Origin of the sequence: Spirosoma spitsbergense DSM 19989 (genome assembly GCF_000374085.1) — a bacterium.
GTDB lineage: Bacteria > Bacteroidota > Bacteroidia > Cytophagales > Spirosomataceae > Spirosoma > Spirosoma spitsbergense.
The window spans coordinates 52,706-76,939 of sequence record NZ_KB893466.1; the positions used below are offsets into that span (position 1 = coordinate 52,706).

Below are 24,234 nucleotides of genomic sequence, written 5' to 3' on the forward strand. Positions count from 1 at the left end.
AATTGATTGATTGATTTTAAGCGGCCATTTGAGCGGCCCGTTTGATAGCTTGCTGGAGCGTTCCCTTTTTATCTGCCAGGCCTAAACTTATCCCCTTATCCGTGCCATACATCCTGGCCGTTGTCCATTCGTCGGACTTTAGCAGGCCAGCGCGGCCCCGCCGAACAAACCCCACAAACTCCTTTTGGCAGTTGTCCAGCATGGCCTGGATTTCCGTCCGTAGCTCATCGGTGAGCGGTTCAATGCCATTTACTCTGGCCTTGTCTACGCTCTCGGTAGCTCGGAAAATTTCAACCTCCAGCCCTTGCTGCTTTAGCGCTTTGCTCTGGTCGGTGTAAACCATGAGCGTACCCACCGAGCCAATGACTGGTAAAGGTGAATCCTCCAGCCAGATCTCCGTGGCCTGGCTCCCGATGAAATAGGCAGCGCTGGCCATGAAATTAGACCAAACCAGTATTGGCTTTTTAATGAGTCTCATGGCATCGGCCAGCGCCCGTAAACCATCCACCGCCCCGCCCCCCGAATCAATCCGGAGTACGATGGCCTTAATATCCTCCATCCGGTCGGCCACGGCCAAAAGGCCAGCCAAATCCTCATACCCCCAGGAGCAAAGGCCGTACCTGGAGAGCGTTCCAATAATCGGAATAACACAAACGCCCCCCGTAGTGTATTGCGTGGCCACATACTCAAAATAGGAGATTGTACCGGCCATTACGTTAAGGCCTGCCGTGGCCAGGTGTGCCTGGATGTTCCTGGCAGGATGTTCTGCAAACATGGCAGCGGCCACCGGCTCCTTACCCGCCTGGAGCCGTGGCCTTACTATGGACTCCATCCGGCTGGCCAGCCCCTCCTCTAAATACCAGAGCCCCGAAATAGATAAAAACCCCCCTCTCATACTGTCGTTAAAATGTTGTTTACTGCCAGTGCCTGGCCTTGAAAGGTGTAAAAGTGGCCGCTGCCTGGCCAAATCAAAAGGACGTAAAAAAGCCAGCCCTGGAGAGAGCTGGCTGGTGGCGTAAAACAGTAGAATCTTTGGCCGGTGAGCTGCCGGTGGTGGCCGCTCCGGCCAGGATCCGGAGCAGATCCGGCCCCGATTGGCAAAAAATGGCCTGGCCTGGCCAAAGATTATACTGTTTTAGGCCGTTGGTGTTTGTTGCCTGAACTTGCGCCAATTCCAGCCACCAAACGCCCGAACGGCCCCAAAGTACAAACGGTTGCGCCACTGGCCAGGATTAAACCGCTGCATAAGCTCCAGATAAATGCCATCGGCATAAGAGCGGCCATCTACATCCATAAGCTCCGGATAGTGCTCCAGGTGTTGCTCCCAATTCATATACAAATAATCGTGTACAATAGCGGCCAGGTTAGTACGGTTATTGTAGGCAGGCAGTAAGCTCTGGCTCCAGGGTGGCGTACTATGGCAGTCCGTTAGAAAGTTGGCCGGTAGCAATACCCGCCTATAATCCACCAGCTCCACCAGTACATCCTGCTCCACTCGCATTTGGTCGGGTTTAGGTAGTCGACTATCGATAATTACCGGCAGGCTGTAAAACGTATCTGACCACTCAATAAAGCGTTTACTCATGGTTGCATTACAGTGCTTTCCGTTTGTCCAGGTTGGTTATCTCCTGGCCAATGAGTGCGTAAATGAGCGTAGTAACCGGCGTTTTGTCGCCAATAGGTAGGCCCATTTTTTTAAGGTCTCCCAGGGTAATGTTTTGAAAAAAATCCCGCTGGCTTATGGCTCCCTCTGTTCCCTCATCCACTATCTGGCCGGTAATGTCTACAAATGCCCCGCTGGTTTGTCGTGTTACCAGTTGATCCTGGTAGCGCTGGAGTGTTGCCATTCGCTGGCTATCGGTTAGGCCTTTGTCTGTCTGTATTCGCTCCAGGAGTGGCTGGCCGGTTTCGTCGGTGGTAATTATTCGCACCTGTTGCACCATGTTTAAATCTGGGCCTATTATAAAGTTTTCATGTTTGGCCACTCGTTTAAAGCCTGTAACGGCCTCCGAGGTGATTGGTGTTTTTATAGTGTCCATTAAAAGAATGAGTTAACTGGTGAATTAAAATGATTGTAGTGCTGATCTTCTCCAGCCACCGGCTACTTTGACATAAAAGAAATTTTGATCCCAGGCAATTTGGCCGGTTTGGCCGTTTGGGTCTCCTGTGCCGGTTGGTGTATATGCCTGCTCCAGTCGGAGCTGTTGGTGGCCGGTGGCTCCGTTGATGTGTAGCCTGGAGGTTGGCCCGGTTGTTCCTATTCCCATACTTCCGTTTGCCCCCTCTATTCTAACCCGTTCGACTAACGCCCCCGCTCCATTCCAACCCCTAATAATAAAGCTATTTGTGTTAGTCGGCCCAACGTCCCAAAATCCCGCGTCAGTCTGTGACAGACGGATAAAGCCACCCCCTCCGGCAGATTGCATATTGATAAATTGAGCTAATACGCCATCTGTTGGAGAGTCTCCCACCTCAAAGCGGCAAACTGGATTTGGTCGATTGATCCCCACTTTGCCATCTCCCTGGACTCTCATTATCTCTCTACTGGTAACAGGAGATAAACCCGCGTAAAATATGTGGCTATCTGATACGCTGTTAACTTGATAGCGTAATGTGCCACCATCCACCCCGAACCCGTAAAACTGCATATCCGTACCCGTTGCGGATCCGTAGAGTACAATTTTTCGGCTGTTAATGACTGACGGAAAACGGAGCACCCCCGTTAAATAGGCGTTTCCCTCTACGGTGAGCCGCTCCGCTGCGTTCCCCGCTCCCAGGATAAAATCCCCGTTTCCGGTTAGCCAGGCCAGCCTCCGCTTTGCGGCTGCTGCCGTTAGTTGCCAAAAGGTAAATCCATTGCCTGCTATATTGGAGCTAATTAAAGCCAAATCGCTGGAGCCAGGTATCCAGTTTGCGGCCAGGCTTAACTGGCCAGTGCCTGGAGTTGCTAACGGATTTAACGGAAAGGAGCCATCTCCATTACCAGCGATAAAGGAGGTAAAGCGTGAATCCAGCGCCATGAGTGGCGAATAATTGGCCATGTCCAACGAGTTAAATACCAACGTGCCAGGAGGTGCCAGTATGGTGGTAATGCTAGGGAAAACAGTGGCCTGCGCGTGTCGAATAACTTTAAAGGCTAATGCCTGAAAAGTGTTATCTGTCCGAGCGTAAATAATAGTACTATTGTCTGCCTGCTGATAGGCCACAATACCTACGGCATAGCCAAAACCTTGTGTAGTGTATTGGTATGTAAACCCGCCCCGGTTGGCCACGTAAAGGTTAATGTGGATGTGGCTACCGCTGGCATTATCCCAGGGTTTAGCGGTTAGTGTAATGTCCGCAAAATCATACGTGCCTCCAGTGGTGGCAGGCAGTTGACAGATAGGGTAATACCGTATATTTATGGCATCGGCTCCGGATGTAAGGGAAAATAAACCACCGGCAGGCTGGCCGTTTATGGTATCAAACCAGGCCTCCGGCGCTTGGAGTTGCGCCCCTGTTCCGTTCTCCGTTGTTCGGCCTGCCACCACTTTGCCAATGTGGTAAATGGTATCGGCCTGGTTTCCGCTCGGTTGTCCGTCTGTCGTTCGGAGCCAGGAGTAAGTGGCTCCAGTTACGGCAGACTTTACCCAGTCAATCAGTGCGAAAATAACAGCGCGTAAGGTGGTGGCCGTGTTTCGGCGTGGTTGGCCTGGTGGTGAGTCCACCAGGTTAGAGTTAATGATGTTTTTTAAAAATGCGTCGTCTGGTGCTGCCATTTTAGTAGTTAGGCGTTAAAAGAAAAATCAAAACTTAAATCAAAATCTACATCTGCGAAAAGTTCGGCAGAGTCGAACGTTTCAATAAACCAGGCCGGATGGCAAAAGCGGCCTTTGAGGGTTAGGCTCATGGAATTGGTGGCGTTTACTGTCCGGCTCATCTCCATCCGGAGGCCGTTCCCTGGCTCACCGGCCAGATAGGCCTGGCCGTTTCTGTCCAGCCATAAGGCCAGCCAGCGCCTGGCTCTGTTCAGGTGAATCCAATCCAGGAGCCCCGCCTGGTTTCGTGGCACCGTGGCCACCAGCTCTGGCCTGTAAACCGTTCCGGCCTGGCCAGTCTCCTGGAGCTCCTGGAAAGAGCAGCCACCCACCGGAAAAATTAACTCCGTGGCCACCGAGCCACCGGCCACGGCCAGGCCGAAACGGGAGACCGTTCCCGGTGTGGTGGCTGGCCATTCCCCCGGTGGTGAGATGGCCAGTACGGCATCCACTGGCAAGAGCTTAAGCCTGGCCACCTGGCCAGCGTTGGGCGTTTGCTGGTAGCTGCCAAAAGATTGCTCTGTTAGTACCATAGTAAGCCAAAAGTAATGGCCTGGCACCCCGCTGGAAAGGACGAAAGTTTTGGCCTATTAAAAAGCAAAAGAGGCCTCCATTTAAAATGGAGGCCTCTTTTGCCCGGCCTAAATTGCACACATCCGGCCTAAATTGCACATATCCGGCCCAAACTGCACCAGGCCGGACTTTTTAACGCAAACTTTTTATTTATTCTTAGGAGGCCATTACCAGCTCTCTGTTTGACTTATCCACCCGCTCCAGGTAATCCCGGTATATTTTCCGCACCGTATCAAAATCAATGTCCACATCTGGCTCTATGCCGTACCTGGCCAGAAAGTTCCGGATAAACTTGGAGTAGTCTCCACCACATAGCTCATGGAGCGCCCTCACCTCACAAATTAACGAGCGCCTAAACTGCTCATCCAATGATTTAACCAGGCTGGCCAGTTTCTCCGGTGGTACTTCGTGTGTCCGTTCCCGGCAGCTATACCAGATAACTAACTTTGTGCCGGATAGATCCGGCCTCGGCATAACAAACGGTATAGGCCTGGCCACCGATGAAATATAAGAGCCAATAAAGGAGCGGCCACCCACGTACAAAGCGCCATCCACTAACTGGCCAAATTCGGCATTTAAGAGGTATCTTTTTAGATAACGTGGAACGGATAACGTGATTTTTTTACGCATTTACTAGAGGTTGGTTTTTTCATAGATCAAGTGGCTAACGGTCATTAAAAGTAACCACTAGCCACTTAATTTACAAGAGCTCAAAAGCCTGGTTTATTATTTACCACCAAAGGAGGAAATAGCCCCTATTAACGCATCTAACCGGCCAGCCTGGTTAGTTCCCCAAATTGCGCCCTGGACTCCATCCACGGCCCCGCGTACCTGGTAAACAGCGCCCTCCACCGCGTTAACGGATCCTTTCAAACTGCCCACCTGGCCAGCCATGTTATCCAGGCCGCTCTTAGTCGAATAGGCCAAACTATCCAGCGCCTGGCTGTTTGCGCGTCGGAGCGTATCCAGGGAGGTGGCCACGTTGCTGGCTAAATCGTTCATGGCTTTTTGTAGGTGTACGTCCGTGGTCTCGGTGGCGCTCACAATAGCGGCCAGGAGTTTGAGCTGTTGTTTGCCAGTCTCCACCGCTGCCGCTTGTGCCTGGTTGGCCTGGTCGGCTCCACCGAGTGCCTCCGGATCCTCGTTTAATACCACTCCACCATCCTGGTAGGCCTGCCGCTTTCCAGGTATGCCTCCATACAAAAAGAGCGGTTTGCTCCACTGGCCACCGTTCAAAATACCACCATCCATAAAGGCTGGCCCCCGGTCGTTCAAACTTACCGGCCTGCTCCGCTGGCCTGGTGTCCTGGCATTCTTAAACATCTGCCGAATGAGCGGCATATTTGCCCTGGTCTGTTCCCGGCTTATTATGGCCTCATCTCCCTCCATCTCACCGCGTTCTCTGCCGGTGGCTCTGTCGACAATGGCCAGGCCTCCGGAGCCGTAGGTGGAGCCGTGCCGCCCTCCCTCCGGAATAAATCCACCGTGGGCAAAGGTTGGCATAGGCTGGCTTTTGATCTTAGCCACCTGGATGCCCGTCATTATGGCGCTGGATGCCGCAAACACTAGGTTTACCGGCCAGAACCCACTGGCCAGCGCTTTAAGGGTGGCCAGCGCTCCGGTAATGATGGCCGTGGCTATATCGGCCTTTTGCTGTGCTTTCCAGGCTTTTTGTTTAGCGTCGGCCTCTAATGCTTTGGCGCGTTTATCCTCTGCCTCTATCGCTGCCTCCAGATCCTTTTTATTTTGGATCCTGGTGGCTTTTTCCTGCTCCAGCAATTTGAGCTTCTTAGCTTTCTCATCCTCTGCCGTTTTAACCTTTTCCGCTGCCTCATCTTTGGCGCTCTGGATTAGCTCTTTGGCTCGGTCTTTATCGGCAGTTTCCAGCTCCTTTATGAGCTTTATTTTCTTGTCGGCATCATCTTTGGCGTTTTTGGTTTTAGCCTCATACTCATCTTTTGAGAGCTTGGTTTTGGTCTCAAAATCGGTGTTAGCCTGCTTAATCTCCAGCTCGGCCCTAGCTTTAGATTCTTCCACCATTTTTTTACGGGTGGCAGAGTCTAAATCTGTCCGCTTTTGGATGCTGGCCATTTCGGCATCCCTGGTGGCCTCGGCAGCGTCAATTTTTTGCTGCTTCTCATCTTTGGCCAAATCCACGGCATCATCATGCACCGCCTTTGCTGCCGCCTGCTTTTCCTCCTGCTCCTGCTTCGTTCGGGAAATTTCGGCCTCCATATCGGCCTTACTCTGGCTGTTACTCATATCGGAGTACAGTTTTTCCAGGCTGCTAATTTTGGCCGTTTCGGTCTGCTTAATATTTTTAATATTATCGCTGGCCTCTGATTTAACGGTTTTAATGGCCTCCGTGGCCTGGTCAATGGCCAGCTTTTCCGTGGCCACCTGGTCGTTAAGGAGCGCCACTTTCTCATCCCGTTCTCGTTTGGCCTCCGCTATCTCCTTATCCGCTCGTTTCTGTGCCAGGTCGGCCAGGAATTGAGCGGCCTGGCTGGCCATCTGGCCAATGGCTGCATATTTGGCCGTATTTTCCTCCAGTCGTTTCTGCCAGGCCTGTTGTTCTCCTTTTACAATATTGTTCGCGTGTTCTACGAATGCCATTAAATCCCCTTTGAGCAGTGCCGTAAATGCGTTACTGGTCTCCGTCCAGATGGCATTTTTTTTGGCCTTAAGCTCCTGCTCAATTTTGGCCACCTCTGCCGCATTTTTGGCGCTGGCCAGTTCCCGCTCGTTCCGGTAGCGGTTTTCTATGGCCGTAATGGCCACCGCTAACTGGTCTTTATCGGTAATTTCCCTGGTAGCTTTGGCTTTTTCGGCTGCTTCTTCGGCATCCAGTTTTTGGCTGGTGGCAGTGAGTTGGATGGTGAGCCGCTCCTGGTGGATTGCTGCCAGCTTGGTGGCATTACCTTTGGCCTGGAGCTCCTTTAAATCCAGCATGGCGTTTTCTGCCAGCCTCTCCTGCTCCAGTATGGCCTTAGTGGTTTCCAGTCGTTTCTTTTCCTCATCCTCCGATTTTTTGCGTTTCTTTTCCGCAAACTCACCGGCCACTCTGGCCACATCTTCCTCCAGTTTTAAATCCAGTGCGGCAATCTGCTGGTTTTTAATTTGCTCATCCTGGAGCCCCCTCATTATGGCCTCTGCCTCTGCATCTCGTTTGGATCCGAGTTTTGCCAGTTCCCGCTGGAGCTCATCTTTAATGCCAGCTATGTGAGCCTCTGCCTCAATTTTGGCCAGATCCTCCAGCGCTTTTTTATTGGCATTTTCCCGCTCCTTAAGCATTTTCTCATGCTCTTTCTGTTCCTCTTTTCTGGCCTTTTCTGCCTCCTTTGCCTGTGCCTCCAGTGCCTTTTTTTGCTCATCGGTTAGCCCTTTGCCATGAGCTGCTCCCTGTGCTTTACCGGCAAATTCGGCCTTTACCACGTTGGCCGGATCTGACCAAATGGCCACCACGGCAGCGGCCCCCGCTTTAATATTGGTCTTTACCTCTGCCACCACTTTCTCACCGGCTGCTTTGGTTTGATCCCAGGCTTTACCAGCGGCCTCAAAGTTTCCGGTTAAAAACAGTCCGATGGCCACCCCTAGATTTTTCATTACTCCAGCGGATCCCACGGCGAAATCTGCCAGCGTACTCCAATAAGTAACCACCGATGTAATGAGCGTGGCTATCACTTTAACCAGTCCGGATATGACAGTAATCCCCATACTCATGGTGGAAAGGATGGCCAAAAAAACCGGCTTTAGTTGGGTGCCTATCTCAGTTTTTAGTGAGTCGAAACTATCCCCCAGGTTTGAGGCTTTACCGTCTAACGTTTGCATCATTTCGGCATTCTGGCCAGCCACTCCTTTCATTTCGCCAAACTTTATAATGGCTCCCTGGATGGCCTCCGGCGTATTCTTTACCGTCTGGTTTAATCCCTTAAAGGAAAGCGTAACCTCATCCCCCGATTTTTTGGCCGAAATACCAAACTCCTTTAAACGCTCATTCTCTCCGGTCTGTGCATCCAGAGCGGCCTCTACCAGTTGGTCAAATGTTTTGCCCTGGCTGGCTGCTAGGTCGGTGAGCGCCACCATTTCCTTTTGGCTCGGTCGCATCCCACGGTTAACCATTTTTACATAGCCCTCCGTAAGCTCATCCACCGAGTAGGCCGTTTCAGATCCTAATTTTTTGAGCGCTGCCATAGAGCTCTGTGCCTCTTTCTGGCTCCCTAGCGCGGTCTCTAAAACTTTACCGTACTTCTCAAATTTTGCCGTGGTCTCAAAAATGCTTTTCCCGATGTCGATAATAAAGCCAATAACCTGGAGCGCCATAAACGCCTGGAATGCTTTGGCCATCACACCTACGCCACCGCTCACTTTGCTCCAGAGGCCTGGCTGGCCTAAATCCTCACCGCCTTTTTTGATCTTATCCACCTCATCCTTTACGCCCTTAAATTGTTTCTCTGCCTCACCGAGTCGTTTGGAGGCCGTAATAAATTCCTCCGTGCCTGGCTTAAGTTGTTTTAAATCCCTGGTGAGCTGCTTTACCAGGCTATCCAGTTGGCCGTATGTCAGGGTAGTAAGATCAACCTCCTTTTTTAAGGCCGTGGTGGCCGTTTGAACGTCTTTTAATTCGCTCTTATACTTCTGCCAGTTTTCCCCTCCTTTGCCGCCCTCCTTTTCAATGTCATTAATAGTTTTTTTGAGCTCTTTGGCTTTGGTGTTAAGCTCATCGATGCTTTTACTCACATCGCCATTATTGAGCTTTAGAGTGAGTGTAGCTACCTCGTTTAGATTCATTGCCATTAGTCGGAGAATGCCACTTTAAAGGCCCGGCTGGCCGTTAAGTTGCAGGCCGTGGCCAAATCTTTAAACAGGTAGGGGAGTACATCTTTAAGCAACGGATCCGAGTAAATGCCCCGGTAGCCACGTTTTACGTTTGGCTTTCTCTGGAGACTCATTTTATAGGCCCATGCAATACGTTGTATGGCCTGCGCTTCCGTGCGTGGAAAGACTCCGGTAGGGTAGCCAGGCACATAGGCAAAGTGGCCAATTCCCACCTTTTCCACGTAATTCTCCAGCGCCAAAAGTGGTGGTGTTCGGCTGTAATTGAGCTGCTGTAAATCTTTGATCCGGCCATAACTGGCCATTTGCAACTTAGCGGAAACATAGCCCTCTCCAATAGTGGCCGCTTCGTGTCGAAACGAGTTTAACAGCTCTCCGGAGAGCACCAGGCCAGCGGCCTGGACTCTGGCCACAAAAGCCCGCTCTGCCTGTATAATGTATTGATCTAGGATTTTAGCCACATCCCGGTTAGTGGTGAGCCATTCGGCCCTGGCATCCCCTCGGATGCCGTTTGTTTCTGCCATTAGTTGCTAGATTTATTGTTTGGCTGGCAAGCTAAACCACCAGGCAGGAGCTCAAAAGGACGCAAAAAAGCCACGGCTGGCTGGCTGTGGTGCGTAGCATTAGCTATGAATAAAAAAAACTTATTGTTACATTTAACACGAGTAATGATGTAGTTGAGTTTTGCAAATCAGTCTCACGAAAGAGAGATATTGCTTATCAATTCTAATTAAATAAATCAACTCTAATGTGCCCTAACCTTAAAAATAATAATAAAATAATGGCGTTTGAACCAGTAATACCTTTCAAATCAAGTTTTGAATTTATTGAAAACTTTGAGTTACCTAAAGTTGGAATGATTAGAAGTGATAAATTCGGAATTCAAGAAACTGAAACTGAAATTTTTACATCTAAAAATCGTTTTGATTTTAACTTTCGAATAAAATCAAAATCTTTTCAAGAGAATATAGATAAAAATATAGCAATTAAAAATATTGATCTTGTATATAATGATACAAGTTTAGTTTTAGATGAATTATTTATATCAAAAGAAGATTTTAGTTTTGATGGTAATCATTCATATGCCGGACATATATCAAGATTTTGGCCTAAGGATTTTAAAAAAAGTTCATCTTATTATTTTAAAATTATTATACCGTTACAAAAGAAAATAGATTATCATAATAAATTAGACTATAGAATAAAATATGGAATAATAGTTGATATTGGTAAAAGATTGTTTCGTGTTAAATTGTCCTCATTTAAGCAGCCTGACGGAAATGAAAAATATTTCTTTACCCTTGAGTCTAACGAAAAAGGAACACTTGATTTTGTTGCTAAGCACACCTTTTCAATATTGATTGCCATTGGTTATATAACAGGGGAATTTATTGGCGGTAAGTGTTATTATTTTGTCTATAAAAGTAAAACAAATACAACGCATAATTTTTTTTGTTTCTCAGAATTAAGAGCTTCGATGACTTCAAGTTATGTGCCTGTATTTTCTAATCCCTATGCTTACGAGTACTACCGTCTCCCAAAGAATAGAGCATTAGCTGATAAAGTAGCTAAAACCTTGAGGCCTCTCAGTTCAAATGAATTTAGTAAACTTTGTGAAGAAATTAATTCATCTACAGATTTTGCATCTATTTTGATGGCAGTAATAGAATCAAGTACAGCCAGCTTATTGCCTATGGCTGGTGGTTATGCGATTGCCTTGGAGGCATTGTCAGATTTGATTTTAAAAGAAGTATTACAAGAAAACTTAGCTCCGATTAAAGATAAAAAACTAGCTAGTTTGTTATTGTTGGAATTGAAGGCAACTCTAAGTAGAGTTTGTCCAGATTTAGATAGTGACTCTCGGACCCCCATCATTAAGAAAATTGATAATATAAATCAAAAAACAAACATGGATAACTTGAAAGCTCCTTTTGAACTTTTAGGTATTGCATTGTCAAAATCAGATTTGCATATAATTAAAACTAGAAATGATTTATTACATGGTAGAATTCCAGTTATAGACAAGATAAGCGCGAAAAATATTCAAGAAGAAAATAAGATTTTATTTTACACATCAGTTAGTCTCTATGTATTAATTAATTGTTTGGTATTAAAACGTATTGGGTACAATAACAAAATAGTTAATTACCCTAAAATTTATCAAAATTACACTAAGATTAAACTTAAAGGAAAACACTTTAGGCAGATATGATTTAGATGAACCATATTTAAATTTCTTAAATAAGCCTTTAGGTTTCTATGCATCCAACTTTAATAATTAAAAGTGATTCTGATTTGTTTAATGTTAAAAATTTTTTAACCTATTAATGTGGAAATTTTCACTAGTAATTATATATACAATATAATGAAAATGCGACCGTATCAAATATTAGAACAACAGCTGGTGCCTCTAAGGCGCTTTTTGCTTAAAGGTTCTATTCGAGAAAATGACATATCCGGTTTAGTCTATTACTTTGGGAAAATATCTAATTTTCTTACAAGTCTTACTTACAAAGAAAAAATTAAGGGATTTAAACGAGTAACGATTAATAAAAGGGTTTTAGGTAAGCAGGAAAGGATTTTAGATACTTCATATTTACAGTATCCACCTAAAGGATTCGTAAAAAACTATGGAAGGCTAAACTCGCCTGGTGAAAGTATTCTATATGCAACCTTTGATCCAATGACGGCCATTTATGAACTACGGCCAGTTGAGGGGGACTTAATTACCTATTCTACTTGGGAATTGACCAGTAATTATGATTTAACAGTGACTCCGATTTATAAAGTCTTAACTAAAGATGGAGAAATTTTTAACGGAGATTCTTTGAGAGCTAACGCAATAGCACATGAGCACATGGCTAAATTAGATGAAGAATTACAACTACAGTTAAATGTTATTTTAGATTTTATTGCAAGTTGCTTCGTTAAAGAAGTTGATGATACGAATCACTTTGATTATTTCCTAAGTGCGCACTATGCAAATAGGATATTTTGGGAGTTACAAGATGGAGAGATTGATGCAATCATATATCCAAGCGTTAGACAGAATTTAACTCTTTCTAACATTGCAATAAAGCCAGAAGTTTTCATTGAAAATTATACTTTAAAGGAGGTTGAAGAAAGTATAGTTGAAAAAGTTTCTGATAATGGCCGTGCGTGGAGCTTAATAGGCACTGGTGATTCAAGACAATTCGAAAATGGAAAAGTAATTTGGCAATAAGCAATAATCCTTTTAAGTGGTTAAAGCTTATTGCTAAATTACTAAGCCCTCACTAGGAGAGCCGTGGCTGGCTGCTTAATCGGCAGACTTATGGAGATGCTGGCCACCCAATAATCCAGGCCGTTTATGTGCACCTTTTCGGAAAAGTCTAGCGTGGCCAGATCAACCTCGTTTAAATCCAGATTCCGCTCCAGGTAGAAACGGCTCACTCGGTTGGCCTCCGTTCGTTTCCAGAATGTAGCGGCCAGGCCATCGGCTCCAGTCCAGTAAAGGGAGAGCGCCCCCCGTTTGGCCGTGGCCACCGGCAGCGGTTCCGCGTTCGGAGCTGCCTGGAGCCCGTTCCAAAACAAGAGCCGTGGCGTAAACTTACTGGAGAGCTGGCCGAACTGCTCCGAGATACCGGCCTGGCTCGTTATGGCCAGGCCGGTGGCCGGATCCGTTAGCAGGGTGGAGAAACGGCTGGTTAGTGGTGTTATGGTGGTTTCGGTGGCCAGCTCCGGCGTTAGGTAGTCGGCCAGGATTGGTGGCTTGTCTTTGGTCAATCCGTCGCCACTGTCCTGCTCACTGCCTAACTGCAAACGCCTGGCCATCTCTGGCCGCTTTTTAGCCCCTTTGAGCGCTTTTTTGCTCCAGTCTTTACTGGTGGCCATTTTGTGGTAATTATCCATAAAATCCAGCCTTATGGCTCTCTCATTGGTATCCACTCGCATGGCCAGGTTAAAGAGTTTCCGGAGCTCCAGCAATAGCCCCGGAATGGTAAGCTCTGGCAGGTGTTTCTGGAGCTCCACCGTAGTACGGCCATCCAGCGCCCTGGTGTTGTAGAGTAAGAGCTGGCTCAAATCCGGATCCTCCATAAACTGGCCGGTTATGCTTACTCCGGTGAGCTCCGATATTTGCAAAAGGATTTCCTTTAAAAAAGGGAAAGGCACCACCGGCCCCGCTGCCGTATAAGCTCCGGCCTGGTAGTTGTTGACTCTGCCGGAGTAGTTTATGGCCGTTCCGTTCGTGCCGTAAAAGTCGGCATTTAGTACCGTAGGAAAGGCCAGAACGTTCCGGCCAAATTGCTGGAGTGTTGGCGTAAGGGTGGCCGGTAGTGCCAGGGTGCCAAAAGAGAGCTCTGGCAGCGTTTTCTTTTGCGCGTCGCCAAATAGCTCACCGAGTGGCTGAACAACGGCCAGCGCAAAGGTTTGCGCGGCCTCGGTGAGTATGGCCACCCCGGCCTGGAGCCGCTGGCCATTATAATACTTTTCGCATTTGTAACGCATACCCACGGCCTCACTCTGGAGCAGATCCGGAAAGCCCAAAATTATCCGGTTTCGCCTGGTGGCAGGCAGCGCTGGAATGGTTGCCCTATTGCTCAAAATATCCTCATAAGCCAGGAAAGGGTTTATGAGCTCCAGCCCCACCGATGTATCCGGCGTAAGGTCGACCACCTGGCCATCCATTCTAATTTGTAAGCTCATTAGGTTAGTTTGATGTAAAGTTTGTTGCCGGATGCTGGCCGGATTGGTAGCGCTAATTGTTCGTAGCCGTCCAGGTTGGCCAGATAGTTCTGGTTTGAAACCAGAGCGCCATCCACGTAAACCTTTACGTTTAGCGTGGTGCCTGGAGTGCCGTAAATAATTAAAAGATAGTCAAATGTGGGTTTTGCCGGAAAACTTAGATCCGTGGAAAAGCGTGGATAGATATATGGCCTGGTTTCCCCTTGTAAATTCCAGGTATTGCCAATGGCTGGCTCTTGCGTGTCGACTACGTTTAAATAAATATCAAATAGGTTTGGGTTGTTGACTCGGTAACGCCAATGGCCTGCCACGGTGGCCACCTGGTAGAGCTCCGGCGCTGCCGTACAAGTGCCAAACTGGTCGGCATAAGCCTGCGTATTGAGTTGCCTAAATTCGGCCTCTGCTCTCTGGCTGGCTTCGTCCTGGCTGATCTCGGAGCCGTATTTTCCGGCTGGTATGATAATGGTGGCCGTGTCGCCTATCTGGCCATTTATGCACGTTGTACGCTTGTAAGTGGTCGGCCTGGTGAGCGCCTGGCTAGGGTAGGGAGTTGATCCGGCAGTAACGCCTGGCAGCGGCAGGCTATCCGCATAATCCGAATTACCTGGCTGGTTTGGCTTTTCGGTGAGTGGTTTAAAGGTGGTGTTATCGTCCACGTAATACTTTTGGAGTTTGAGCGGCCTGGCTTTTCCGGTTCGTTTGCCGTATTCGTCCAGGATCTGGACAACGCCCACCCCTCGCCACTTGGTAGGCCTGGCCATTACGGCAGGAGCCACCGGCATGGTGGAATAATTAAACTGTGGTGTGGCCATTCGAAAAGTAAAGCTCCTGGCCTGTAAATCGGAATTATCCTCCTTAATTACCAGGCCGCTGGTTAAGAGCTCCAGCGCCTGGTGGCCACGGCTATCCACCAGGTAAACCTCTTTGGCCAGGAGTAACTCACTCAAATAAAGGAGCTGCTCCTGGCTCTGCTGTTCAAAATATCCCGTACTTATGGCCAGCTCCCTGGAGCCTTTTATCTGAATCACTCGGAGCTCTGCAAAATCGGCAGGAGCTCCGGCAGGCCGCTCCATCTCTGCCGTTGTTCGTTCGGTGTTCAGGGTTTCGGATCCCTCTCCCAAAAGTCGTAATGTGTCCCATCCTCCCAGGCTATTGGTAAATAAAATCCATTGCTCCTGGCTCCGGTAGGTGTAATCTATTTTGTACGTCCGTACCTCACTGATCCGGTTTCTGTTGCCATCGGTAAGCCAAACCTCATAATAGTCCACATCTCCAGGCCTAAACTGGAGCGCTGCCGGATGGACTGGTACACTAACCACCTGGAACGGCTGGCCACCGGCCAGCGCCCCCCGCTCCAGTACCTCCACCGTGGCACCGTTGTATTTTGGCCGCTTATAGTGGACTCTAACCCGCCGTAAAATGGTGGCTGGCACCGTGGCCATATTGAGCAAAAAATGTAAATACTCCGGCTGGTTTGGCCCTATCGTTTTGCCGTTCGGGTGCCAGGTCAGGAAAGGCCGGTTTTTGCTCATGTAGTCGGTAAAAAACGAATTACCCCAGGCCACAAAATCCCGCTCCGAGAGCCCCGCTTTTAATACCCACCGGCTGGCCTGGCTCCTAGTGGCTCCTGGCAGGAGCTGGCTATTATTTTCCACGGTCTCCGTGGTAATGTATGGCATGGTAAGCGTAGGAATTATGGCCATCTCGGTAGTACCAAACTCCGGCTTTTGGTGCTCCAGGAATCCATCCAGGAGCTCATCCAACTGGAAATAACAGCCCTCGTAAACCACCGAGCCATTACCCCTGGCCGGTGGCTTTTCGGCTCCTGGCATCTTTACCAGTCGTTTAAATTGGCTGGAGCCAGCAAACTCCGGAACTAAGAGCTCCAGGTAATACCGGAGGCCGGAGCGGTCGGCCAGGCTGGTATCTACCGAATCAATTACGTACTCTATCTGGTTTCTGGAAAACATAACCGGCAGGAAGGCTAGGCCGGTATTTAACGGGTCAATCTGTGTACTAAAGTCCATAAAAAAAGGCTCAATCGTTGATTTTGTCAAAGTTGAGCCCTGGAGTGAGTACTGGAAAGGACGGATTAAATTGCCTAATTGGATACTATAGTTCTATATTTGAGTTACTTGATTTTAGAAAATGGATTTACCAACGCACATCTTAGATATAATTAAAACTATTACTGGCTGTATAGCTATAGTTGCATTGATAATCACAGTTAAGCAACTTAAACTATCTAGAGCAACTGTTTTGTTGAACAGTTTAAGGGGTATTTATGAAGAGAATACAAAAATAAGAAAACTCTTTGCAGATGGAATTAAGCAGAGAAATATCTTGGTCTCATTGTTGGAGAATGATAAATTGGAAAAGAGTTATATTTATTATATCTATAGCGATGAAAAATATAATGCGATTAGAGAGATTGGATACCATTATGAATATATGGGACTTATAATTAAAAATAAAGTGCTACCATTCAATGTACTTTTTAGCCTTATTCAATTTCCAGATACATTTTGGGATGAATCAGGGGTATTCGTTTGCCTAATGCGAGAGAACTACACAGTAGATTTTTGGGAAAATTTTGAATATTTACAAAAAAAATATAAAAAAAAGCGCCTAAAGAAAAAGAGAAGAAAGTTATAAAGTAGAAGTTTGTTATAATATTTTCATTTTTACTTTAACAATAAATTTTTTTTCAGAGTTTATTTATTGTTTCCCAAGCCATCGATTAATTTAACAGTGCTTTCCTTATAGAAAATGTCGCTAATCGTTTTCATTAGTTCTGAAATTCCTATAAAGTAACTTGACCCCCCATTGTGAGACTCTATTAAATCGTTCTTTAGAAAATATTCTAATGTATTATTGATAGTTTCTTCGTCTTCTTCAGGACTACCTACTAAGATGCCAAATTCACGTCTGGGGTCGATTATTAACTTTGCGTATAATTCTTTAAGTCTTTTAACGCCCAAGATTACACTTTCACGGTCATTAATTATTTTTTCAGAATATACTTGCATTATCCCTAATGTATGTGGTTTTTTCAGGAGGGAAAAAGATAAATTCTCCAGCTTTCTAATAAAATATGGCCTGTTGAAATTTTCGTATATTAAAATTGAATAGGCCATAATTATTAGTTTTTCGTTTTTTAAGGTTACAATTATGGGATTGTATTCTTTGCTCAGTTTTAAATACTGAGTCTGTATGTAATTTCTTTTTCTACTTATAGTACCTTCTTGGGAGAACTCAATTCTCTCAAATACTTGATATAAAAAGATGAATATAATAATCCATAGCTCGTTTGCTAAAGTGGTAAAGTCGGGTATTAGATTTTTTTTTGTAATAATTATTTTTTCATATCCGTAGTATGATGTTAAAATTATTCCCGCCCAGTATAAAAACTGCCTGTACCAATTGAGCAAGAGACCTCTACCGTTTATTAAGTTTATTGCTAATCTGATAATCACGTAGTATATGCTCACCATGTAAAAATTCTTGGTGTACTTGTCAAGATTAAAAAAGTATATAATTGATGCAACCAGTAGTAAATACACTACTGGTGATAAAACTCGAATGATGAAGTTTAGAGCTGGAGCTGTATCTTTCTCGACAAACATTGAGATAGACATATAACCAATAGAATAAGAATGCTTTCCAATCCAGTTTATGATAAAGAAAAGTAAAAACCCTAGGAATATCTGAACTATTATTATGTCAATCATTTTTATAAATTTTTAATTACTTCCATTTGCAAAATTTTGCTGTAGGCTCATTTTGATTAAGTTAAACTTCGTTCCGATAAGGAGCCATTGCCCTGAAAATACAGTGGCTCCAGCCAGGTAAAGCAATACGAAGGGAGCGACTAGCATCCAGACTAACCAAAAGCGAATCATTTTAAAGAGTTTCATACATTTCAGCGTTTATCATTAGGCCAATTCTAAACCGTACCTCGTAGCCGTAAGAGGCCTCTAAAGTAACCATAGAAACTGGCTCCATAAAGGTCTTTGCCAGCGGGTCAATCAAAACGGTATAATTATCCTCCTGGCTCCGAATGGTGGCCGCTATGCCGGTGGCCATCTGTTCGGCCTCATCAAACGCTCTATCTTCGTCTAGTTCGTCGCTCATGTTTCCGGCGCAAACAACGTAAAACGTGGCATCAAACCAGGCCATACTTAAGCCAGCGCCATTATCCTCCGTGCTGTACTTAGGCCGTAATAAAAAAACGGCAGGATAAAGATCCTCACTCCTGGAGTTCGCTATAAGTCTGTCCATTTTATCCCCTCCGGATTGGCTCACCGTGTTAACGCCTGGCACCGATTGAGCCAGCGGTTTAAAGAAGTCCCAAAATAAATTTGTACAGGTCATTAGCTCGCGTCTTGTTGTTTACGGTGTTCTATTTCGGCCAGTATATCCTTTCTGTTTTCCTCCAGGAAAATTAAAACATCGTGCAAATTGGCCGCTTTGGTCTGCTCCAGGTTGCCAAAAATTCCCTTTGTTGCCAGGAGGTGGCTGTTTTTAATCCAGCTCTGGCCAGGGTATTGCTCCGGCTCTCCGGCCTCACCACCACCGAGCTCATACCTGGCCAGTACGTGCTCCATGTTTCCCGCAAAAAACAGGAGTACGGCCATTTTGTGGCCTGGCTCCAGGGTGGCCAGGAGTTTGGCTCTCTCTTTGGCCGTAAACTCGTTGTAAAGCTCTCGGTGGTCTCCGTTCCAATCCGGAGCGCTCTGGTAATCTCCAGCCCTGGCTGGTCGACAAATAGCGGCCACTAACAAATCCAGGTACTCATCTCCTTTGACTAGCTGCCGGATCCAAACCAAAAAGTAAACGTAAGCATCTGTTAGCTCTCCGTAACTCATGGTTAAAAATCCGGTTTCCGGCAGGAGCCAGGTGTGGCCAAAGTCCAGCTCCAGGCTGGCAAATGGCTGCTCCTGGATTGGCTCCGTTTCCATCCACCGGAGTTGGCTCTTTAGGGTGTGCAATACCAAGGCGTTAGCCTCTTTGGCTCGTTTGCCCACGGTTGGCCCAAAATGCTTTTGCATAAGTTTGAGCCAGGCTTTTTTCCGGAGCCCTAGCACTAAACGGATTTTTTCGTGGAAACTCTCCGGCGTGGCTGGAGCAAAGTAAACAAGCTGGAGCAGTTGCGGAATCCGCTCCGGATCTAGCTCACTCCAGCGCTCCGGCAGCTCATAGGCCTGGCCATCTAGTTGGATTGGTTGCATTTGGTTTGTGGTTATTCGGTAAAGAGTAAGGCCATGAGTACGCACCCAAATTTGTAGCCAGCCAGCCCTAAAATGGATAGGATCAACATGGCACAAAGGGTAAATCTGGCCGTTTTTTGTTTCGTTAGTTTGTACATTTTGGTGAGTTTATGGTAGTTGTTTATGGGTTTCCGGCAGGCTCATAATAACTTAAGGAGGCTTAAGGGTGGCCAGGTATGGCGTTAGCCAGTTGGCAATAAATTTGATCTCTGACTTTTTGCGCCTGTTGATATAACAGCCATATTTTGTGCCACGGCCTCCGGATGTGTTAAACCCTATCAGTGTTACAAATTCGTCGTCAGGATCCCAGACATCGGAAACTAAGCCCTCTATGTGGCTGGTGTAAATACTAACGGCATCCATCCGGCGCGGCATTACTCCGAGCCGCTGGTTTCCCCGCTGGTTTTTTCGGTAGATAATTTTTCCGGTGGTGGAAAAGTAGCTGGCCACGGCTCCGAGCGCTCTAACCGGCAGTTTTACGCCATTCACTCGGTGAGCGTAATAATAGCCAGAGGCACAATAGGCCGAACGGATTGGCAGGCCGTTATAACGGTTAATTTTGGTAATCCACGGAGCATCATTATTATTGTTTATCTCCGTCATTCCCACAAAAACAGCGGCAGAATCCAGGATGGCCTGCCGCAAAATAGTCTCATCCAGGGTAAATGGTTTGGCTGGATAGGTGGCGTTTTTATCCGGCCCCTGGATTGGCTTAAGGGTGGCCACCTTTTGGGTGGCCACCGGCTGATTTACGGTTTGACTCCGTGCGACAAAGCAGAATGCAAAATAAATAAAGCAACAAAACCGAATGTTATTAGGCATCTCTGGAATGGGGTTAAATCCTCAAAAAACTCTGTAAAAAAATCCTTTCTTGACCGAATGAAAGGCAGCAAATAGAGCCCTACAAATGGCACCAGGATAAGTAGTTTAAAGAGCCCCACCGGCAGATCCCAAAACTCCACGTACTTCTCAAAAAAGAATTTTTGATTGCTGGTAATGTCGTAAGCGTTCATTTGCTGCTCAACTGGCAGCGCTTTATTGAGCGTGTTTATCTCATCTCCTACGCTGGTAAAATTGGAGCTTGCCCAAATGATGGCCACCACCAGGAGGGAAATCTGGACAATGGCACCCAAACGGTGTTTGAGCAGGCCGTGGACTTTCTCCAGGGTGGATTTTTCGGCCTCGGTTGGCTCTGTCGGTTCATCGATGGCCAGGCCTAACTCCCGGCCTAATTGTACGGCCTGCCGGTCGGCATCCAGCGCCCACTGGATGTACATTTTCTTACTGGTTTCGTCGGTCTCCTTTGCTGCCGTGGCTCGGAATCCAGCGGCATCCTCTCGGAGCCCCTGGTAATTATCCAGCTTCGCCTGCCGCTCTGCTTCGTCGGCCTGCTGTTTCTTAAAAATAAGCTCATCCTCCTGCCGCTGGAGTTCCTCCCTGGCTAACTGGAGTTTGTAGGCCGCTGCCTCGTAAGGATCTAGTGGCGTGTCCACTGTGCTGTTTTCGTCGTTCACTGGTTTTACTGTTTTTGATTGTTAGAGAATTATTAAAGAGGAATTTGTAAAATCGTCGGTGGTGCTCTGGCCGGTTTTTGGTAGGCTGGCCTGGTGATAGCCTGGCCAGAGCTCGGTGGTGGCCGTGGCTTTTAGGTAGTCCTGGAGCTCGGAAAGATAAAACTGGCCATCCTGGTAGAGTTGCCGCTTTTGGGTGCCTTTGTTGGTCTCACTCGGAGCCACTTCCTCCATAGTACCGTTTTTACTACGGCGCTCGGTAATGCCGGAAACATCCAGCGTTAAAGGGAGATAAGGATAAGCCTCAAATAGCGCCATGTGAGCCAGCGCTGGCCGGATGGCATCCAGTAGAGCCTGCTCTGGCTCGGTGAACGTATAGGCCGAATTTGCCCACTTTGCTTTTAGATCCGTATAAACCGGCTCCGTTAGGACTGGCTTAATATAGGTTTGTTCGGCTCTCCGAACGTAAGTAATGAGCTGCTCAAATAGTCGGCTTTTGCGCCCTAGTGTGGGTAAATGTTCGGCCAGCTCGGAGGCCGAACGAATCCAGAGCTTTTGGCGCTTTTTATAGGCTGCTGAATCCAGCCAGGCCGGTGGCCGGATCTGTTCCACTGCCATCCAAAAGTTTTCCTGTGCTAAATCCAGCATGGCCAGGTTAGCCTCACGGCTATCCACATACTCCCACTTAGCCACGGCCACCGTGTTTTGGGTGTTTAGCTTTTGAATCCCTAAATCACTGGCTCGGAGTTTTAGGTGTGGAAAAGCCATCTCATAACAGCGCCAACTCATGCACGAATTAGCCAGATAAAGTAAATCGGCCTCCGGAGAGCCTGCCACTGGATTGCCTAAACCGGCCAGGTAGGCCATTAGCTCCTGGCCTACCTGGTCGACAAACCAGCGCTCGGAAAAGTTGGCAAATGGCTCCACCGTGGCAAAGTCCAGTTTTGCCTGGATGCCTCCCAGGTGTTGCTTTAAAATCTCTCTGTTTAGCATTATGCTCCGTGGTTTACTACTGCCTGTTTTCCGGTTGGATTTTTGTCCAGGGTGGTAAGTTGTACCTCCTTAAAGGCCGGTATTAGATCCTTATAGCCCATCACTCGGAGCGCCATCTGGATAGGCTCCAGTAAAATCTGCCTTTGTACCGGCGTTCTAAAATGTTGCTGGTAGTCGGCCACCGTCCGTACCTGGCTGCCAGAGTCTCCGGATTTGCTGCCAGGTGTTACGCCACCCAAAACCGGCAGGATCCCCACCGCGTTGGTAATGGAGATGTTAGCCATCTCCCAAACCTTTGCATAGGCATCGTCGGAGTTTTCGTTTTTCATTGGCACCACATCGATACTTTCCAGCGCTTTGCCATCGTCGGCCCGTAGGTAGCGCACCAGGAGGGATTTATTAACGTTCTCCACTCCGGAGAGCCATGTTTTGAGGTTTTCCCCAAAGGATGCCCATTTTTTACGGATGGCCTCCGGCTCCAGATCCCTGCCGCCCTCCTGGTCAAAATAATCCTTTGGCATCTTGATAAGGTACTTAATGTTGTACCCGTTTTTGAGGCCGGATTTGTGGAATAAGGGTATTAGGTTGGCCACCTCTATCCAGTCCCTGGAGCACCACCAGGAGGGAAAAGCATAAAATGGATTGCCAGAGATGTGCTCCCGGCTGTGGAAAATACTCACCACGTTCCGCTTTGGATCCGCTCGGTTAAAGGCCTGTATTTTCTCACTCTGGCCAGTCTTTCCCCACCCCTCACCAAAGGAGGAATTTTGTAGGTAATGCTGGACTTTGTTGGCCACCGGCCTGCCAATTCGCGTGGTGAATCCATCCGAGATGGAAAGCAGCGGCAGGCCATCCGGTGTAAACTCAAAGCGCGTAAAGTGGTTGGCATTTGTTACCCGCTCGTTAATGGCTGCTATGGCATAATTCTGGAGCTCCGTCTGGTACAACCAATCTTTTAAACGCTCATCCATGTACGGCTCCAGGTGGGTGGTTTTTCCCTCATGTACCTGGTTGAAAAAGCCTACTCCAGTGCCAAAAATCATATCCCTGGTGGCCTCCAGGAGCGGCCTCACCTGGTTGTTTTGTTCTACCAGCCTGGCCATTTTGTTTGGCTGGTTATCCTCCGGCCCCCACGGAATATGATCTAAACCGTTTTGGTGAGTCAGGAGCAGACTGGAGCCAAAAACCTGATCCCGGCCATTTACTAGCTGGAGCACCGCCCCGTTTTTCTCACTCGGTATTAAAAAAGCATTCTCACTAATTGACTCCATAAATTAAAAAGTATGTACCACTCGTAGGCCGTTATAGTGTGTAATGAGGTCTATACAGATCTCAAAGGGTTTGTTATTGTTCTCTAGGTTCTCCAGGAGTAAAACGTGGTTTAAATTGATGTTCCCCCGGTAGCCACGCTCTCCAGGTAAGTTTTTGCTGCATTTGCGTACTCTGGCCTTTTGGCCCACCGTGCTATCCTTTTTTACGTACTTAAGGCCGAACGTATGCACCTGGCCGCTGCCTCTGGTATCCTGGTGGATTTCGGCAAACATGGCCCTCCTGGTGATTGTATTAGAGGCCATAAGTTAAGCGTTTGCTGGCCGAAACGGCAGGCTCCAGGACTCGGTAATAATGGCCGGAGGCCAGGGTAATATGGCTCACCTGGTCAGGCTTCGCCATATCCTGCTCCACCGTGGCCACGTACTCCGGATTGATGTCCACGGTTCGGCTAGGCCCGTCCGAGTCAGTAATAAATTTGATAAGTTTTAAGGCCATCGGCTCTGGTTGTTTTTAAGTTGGTGGCTCAAAGTTGCGCCCTGGAGCCACCACTGGAAAGGACTGTTTTGTTAGGGTAATAAGCCTTTTATTTTACCCGCTATGTAGAGCGCTACGGCCATCCTCATGGCCCAAACCTCCAGCCTGGCCTGCTTCGTTTTTAGGGTTTGCTCACCGAGTAACTGCTTTGTGGTGGTGAGCTCTCCGGAGAGTTTTGTGGTGGTGAGCTTGTACGCCTGGAGCTCTCCAGCCTGCCGCTGGTTTATGGCCTCCTGTTCCGAGATTTGCGCTTTGTAAACCACCTCTCTCTTAATAGCCCAGTCCAGTTTTATAAGATCCTGGTGGATGTTTTTGGCGTTATGGATGTAATCCACGGCCACGGCCAGGCTATCGGTGGAGCACCTGTTTTTTGTATCGTTCGTTGATTGTCCGCATAGTTTCAAGCTCATTAAGAGCAGCGGCAGAATCCAGCGCGTTTTTTTCACGGAAAAATAAAAGCTCATTTTGTAGGTGTTTTATAGTTATGTTTCTTTCGGATAGTACGGCGCTCCATCTCACCGAGTCGGCAAAGGATTGAGCCGTGGCATTTGTTCGGAGTAGCGTGGCTCTTTCATCCTGGCAGGCCTGGAGCTCTCCCTGGCCGGTAAATCGACTAATGAGCCAGGTGGCACCAATACCGATGGCCACGGCCACCAGCTCCCAAATAAAGCGGCTGGAATTGCCCTTTATAAATTCCCAGATAGTACTTAAAAACTGTTTCAT

The 24,234-nt window shown here is 47.5% G+C and carries 23 protein-coding genes; 3 read left to right on the forward strand and 20 right to left on the reverse strand.

Annotation, left to right across the window (positions count from 1 at the left end):
* Window positions 1–16: 16 nt before the first annotated feature.
* From B157_RS34870 to B157_RS36755, 8 genes are all read right to left on the reverse strand, one after another.
* Window positions 17–895 (reverse strand): S49 family peptidase, encoded by an 879-nt coding sequence (locus B157_RS34870; protein ID WP_020603124.1) that lies wholly within the window; start codon window positions 893–895, stop codon window positions 17–19.
* A gap of 240 nt (window positions 896–1,135) precedes the next feature.
* On the reverse strand, window positions 1,136–1,585 hold the full coding sequence (locus B157_RS0109595) for a DUF1353 domain-containing protein (protein ID WP_020603125.1): 450 nt from the start codon (window positions 1,583–1,585) through the stop codon (window positions 1,136–1,138).
* A 7-nt stretch (window positions 1,586–1,592) separates the two neighbouring features.
* On the reverse strand, window positions 1,593–2,039 hold the full coding sequence (locus B157_RS0109600) for a hypothetical protein (protein WP_020603126.1): 447 nt from the start codon (window positions 2,037–2,039) through the stop codon (window positions 1,593–1,595).
* Between the two features lie 24 nt (window positions 2,040–2,063).
* Entirely contained in the window at window positions 2,064–3,758 is a 1,695-nt protein-coding gene (locus B157_RS0109605; protein ID WP_020603127.1) for a hypothetical protein, read from the reverse strand.
* An 8-nt stretch (window positions 3,759–3,766) separates the two neighbouring features.
* The gene (locus tag B157_RS0109610) at window positions 3,767–4,330 is read right to left on the reverse strand and encodes a hypothetical protein (protein ID WP_020603128.1); all 564 of its coding nucleotides are present in this window, start codon (window positions 4,328–4,330) and stop codon (window positions 3,767–3,769) included.
* Window positions 4,331–4,526: 196 nt separating this feature from the next.
* Window positions 4,527–5,000, reverse strand: coding sequence for a hypothetical protein (locus tag B157_RS0109615; protein WP_020603129.1), 474 nt, complete (start codon window positions 4,998–5,000; stop codon window positions 4,527–4,529).
* 96 nt (window positions 5,001–5,096) lie between these two features.
* Window positions 5,097–9,161: a hypothetical protein gene (locus tag B157_RS0109620; RefSeq protein ID WP_157618357.1), complete on the reverse strand. Its 4,065-nt coding sequence runs from the start codon at window positions 9,159–9,161 to the stop codon at window positions 5,097–5,099.
* Between the two features lie 5 nt (window positions 9,162–9,166).
* Window positions 9,167–9,730 (reverse strand): hypothetical protein, encoded by a 564-nt coding sequence (locus tag B157_RS36755; RefSeq protein ID WP_020603131.1) that lies wholly within the window; start codon window positions 9,728–9,730, stop codon window positions 9,167–9,169.
* 224 nt (window positions 9,731–9,954) lie between these two features.
* On the opposite strand from B157_RS36755, the gene B157_RS0109630 reads away from it, so the two are divergent.
* Together B157_RS0109630 and B157_RS0109635 are read left to right on the forward strand one after the other, a co-directional pair.
* Complete coding sequence (locus B157_RS0109630; protein ID WP_020603132.1) at window positions 9,955–11,418, forward strand: hypothetical protein; 1,464 nt, start codon at window positions 9,955–9,957, stop codon at window positions 11,416–11,418.
* A 159-nt stretch (window positions 11,419–11,577) separates the two neighbouring features.
* Entirely contained in the window at window positions 11,578–12,429 is an 852-nt protein-coding gene (locus B157_RS0109635) for an RES domain-containing protein (RefSeq protein WP_169521703.1), read from the forward strand.
* 41 nt (window positions 12,430–12,470) lie between these two features.
* Here the strand turns inward: B157_RS0109635 and B157_RS0109640 are convergent, their stop codons facing one another.
* Window positions 12,471–13,892 carry a hypothetical protein gene (locus tag B157_RS0109640; protein WP_157618359.1) on the reverse strand — a complete coding sequence of 474 codons (1,422 nt, stop codon included), beginning with the start codon at window positions 13,890–13,892 and terminating at the stop codon, window positions 12,471–12,473.
* The gene (locus B157_RS0109645; protein ID WP_169521705.1) at window positions 13,892–15,988 is read right to left on the reverse strand and encodes a DUF5977 domain-containing protein; all 2,097 of its coding nucleotides are present in this window, start codon (window positions 15,986–15,988) and stop codon (window positions 13,892–13,894) included. Before B157_RS0109645 ends, B157_RS0109640 begins: the two co-directional genes overlap by 1 nt.
* A 91-nt stretch (window positions 15,989–16,079) precedes the next feature.
* Between B157_RS0109645 and B157_RS0109650 the strand changes: the two genes are divergently transcribed.
* Window positions 16,080–16,586: a DUF4760 domain-containing protein gene (locus B157_RS0109650; protein ID WP_020603136.1), complete on the forward strand. Its 507-nt coding sequence runs from the start codon at window positions 16,080–16,082 to the stop codon at window positions 16,584–16,586.
* A 59-nt stretch (window positions 16,587–16,645) separates the two neighbouring features.
* On the opposite strand, the gene B157_RS0109655 is transcribed toward B157_RS0109650, so the two are convergent.
* The 10 genes from B157_RS0109655 to B157_RS0109715 form a co-directional block, all read right to left on the reverse strand.
* Complete coding sequence (locus tag B157_RS0109655; RefSeq protein WP_020603137.1) at window positions 16,646–17,662, reverse strand: hypothetical protein; 1,017 nt, start codon at window positions 17,660–17,662, stop codon at window positions 16,646–16,648.
* 172 nt (window positions 17,663–17,834) lie between these two features.
* Window positions 17,835–18,305, reverse strand: coding sequence for a hypothetical protein (locus B157_RS0109665; protein ID WP_020603139.1), 471 nt, complete (start codon window positions 18,303–18,305; stop codon window positions 17,835–17,837).
* Window positions 18,305–19,162: a hypothetical protein gene (locus B157_RS0109670; RefSeq protein ID WP_020603140.1), complete on the reverse strand. Its 858-nt coding sequence runs from the start codon at window positions 19,160–19,162 to the stop codon at window positions 18,305–18,307. Before B157_RS0109670 ends, B157_RS0109665 begins: the two co-directional genes overlap by 1 nt.
* A gap of 189 nt (window positions 19,163–19,351) precedes the next feature.
* Window positions 19,352–19,942: a hypothetical protein gene (locus tag B157_RS0109680; protein ID WP_020603142.1), complete on the reverse strand. Its 591-nt coding sequence runs from the start codon at window positions 19,940–19,942 to the stop codon at window positions 19,352–19,354.
* An 8-nt stretch (window positions 19,943–19,950) separates the two neighbouring features.
* Entirely contained in the window at window positions 19,951–20,715 is a 765-nt protein-coding gene (locus B157_RS0109685) for a hypothetical protein (protein WP_020603143.1), read from the reverse strand.
* A gap of 21 nt (window positions 20,716–20,736) precedes the next feature.
* Window positions 20,737–21,705, reverse strand: a complete 969-nt coding sequence (locus B157_RS0109690) for a DUF6712 family protein (RefSeq protein WP_020603144.1) — start codon at window positions 21,703–21,705, stop codon at window positions 20,737–20,739.
* Window positions 21,705–22,976: a hypothetical protein gene (locus B157_RS0109695; RefSeq protein ID WP_020603145.1), complete on the reverse strand. Its 1,272-nt coding sequence runs from the start codon at window positions 22,974–22,976 to the stop codon at window positions 21,705–21,707. The genes B157_RS0109690 and B157_RS0109695 overlap by 1 nt, the downstream gene beginning before the upstream one ends.
* 292 nt (window positions 22,977–23,268) lie before the next feature.
* Window positions 23,269–23,472: a hypothetical protein gene (locus B157_RS0109705; protein ID WP_020603147.1), complete on the reverse strand. Its 204-nt coding sequence runs from the start codon at window positions 23,470–23,472 to the stop codon at window positions 23,269–23,271.
* Window positions 23,473–23,543: 71 nt separating this feature from the next.
* Window positions 23,544–23,921, reverse strand: a complete 378-nt coding sequence (locus B157_RS0109710; protein WP_169521707.1) for a hypothetical protein — start codon at window positions 23,919–23,921, stop codon at window positions 23,544–23,546.
* Window positions 23,860–24,234 (reverse strand): hypothetical protein, encoded by a 375-nt coding sequence (locus B157_RS0109715; protein ID WP_020603149.1) that lies wholly within the window; start codon window positions 24,232–24,234, stop codon window positions 23,860–23,862. Before B157_RS0109715 ends, B157_RS0109710 begins: the two co-directional genes overlap by 62 nt.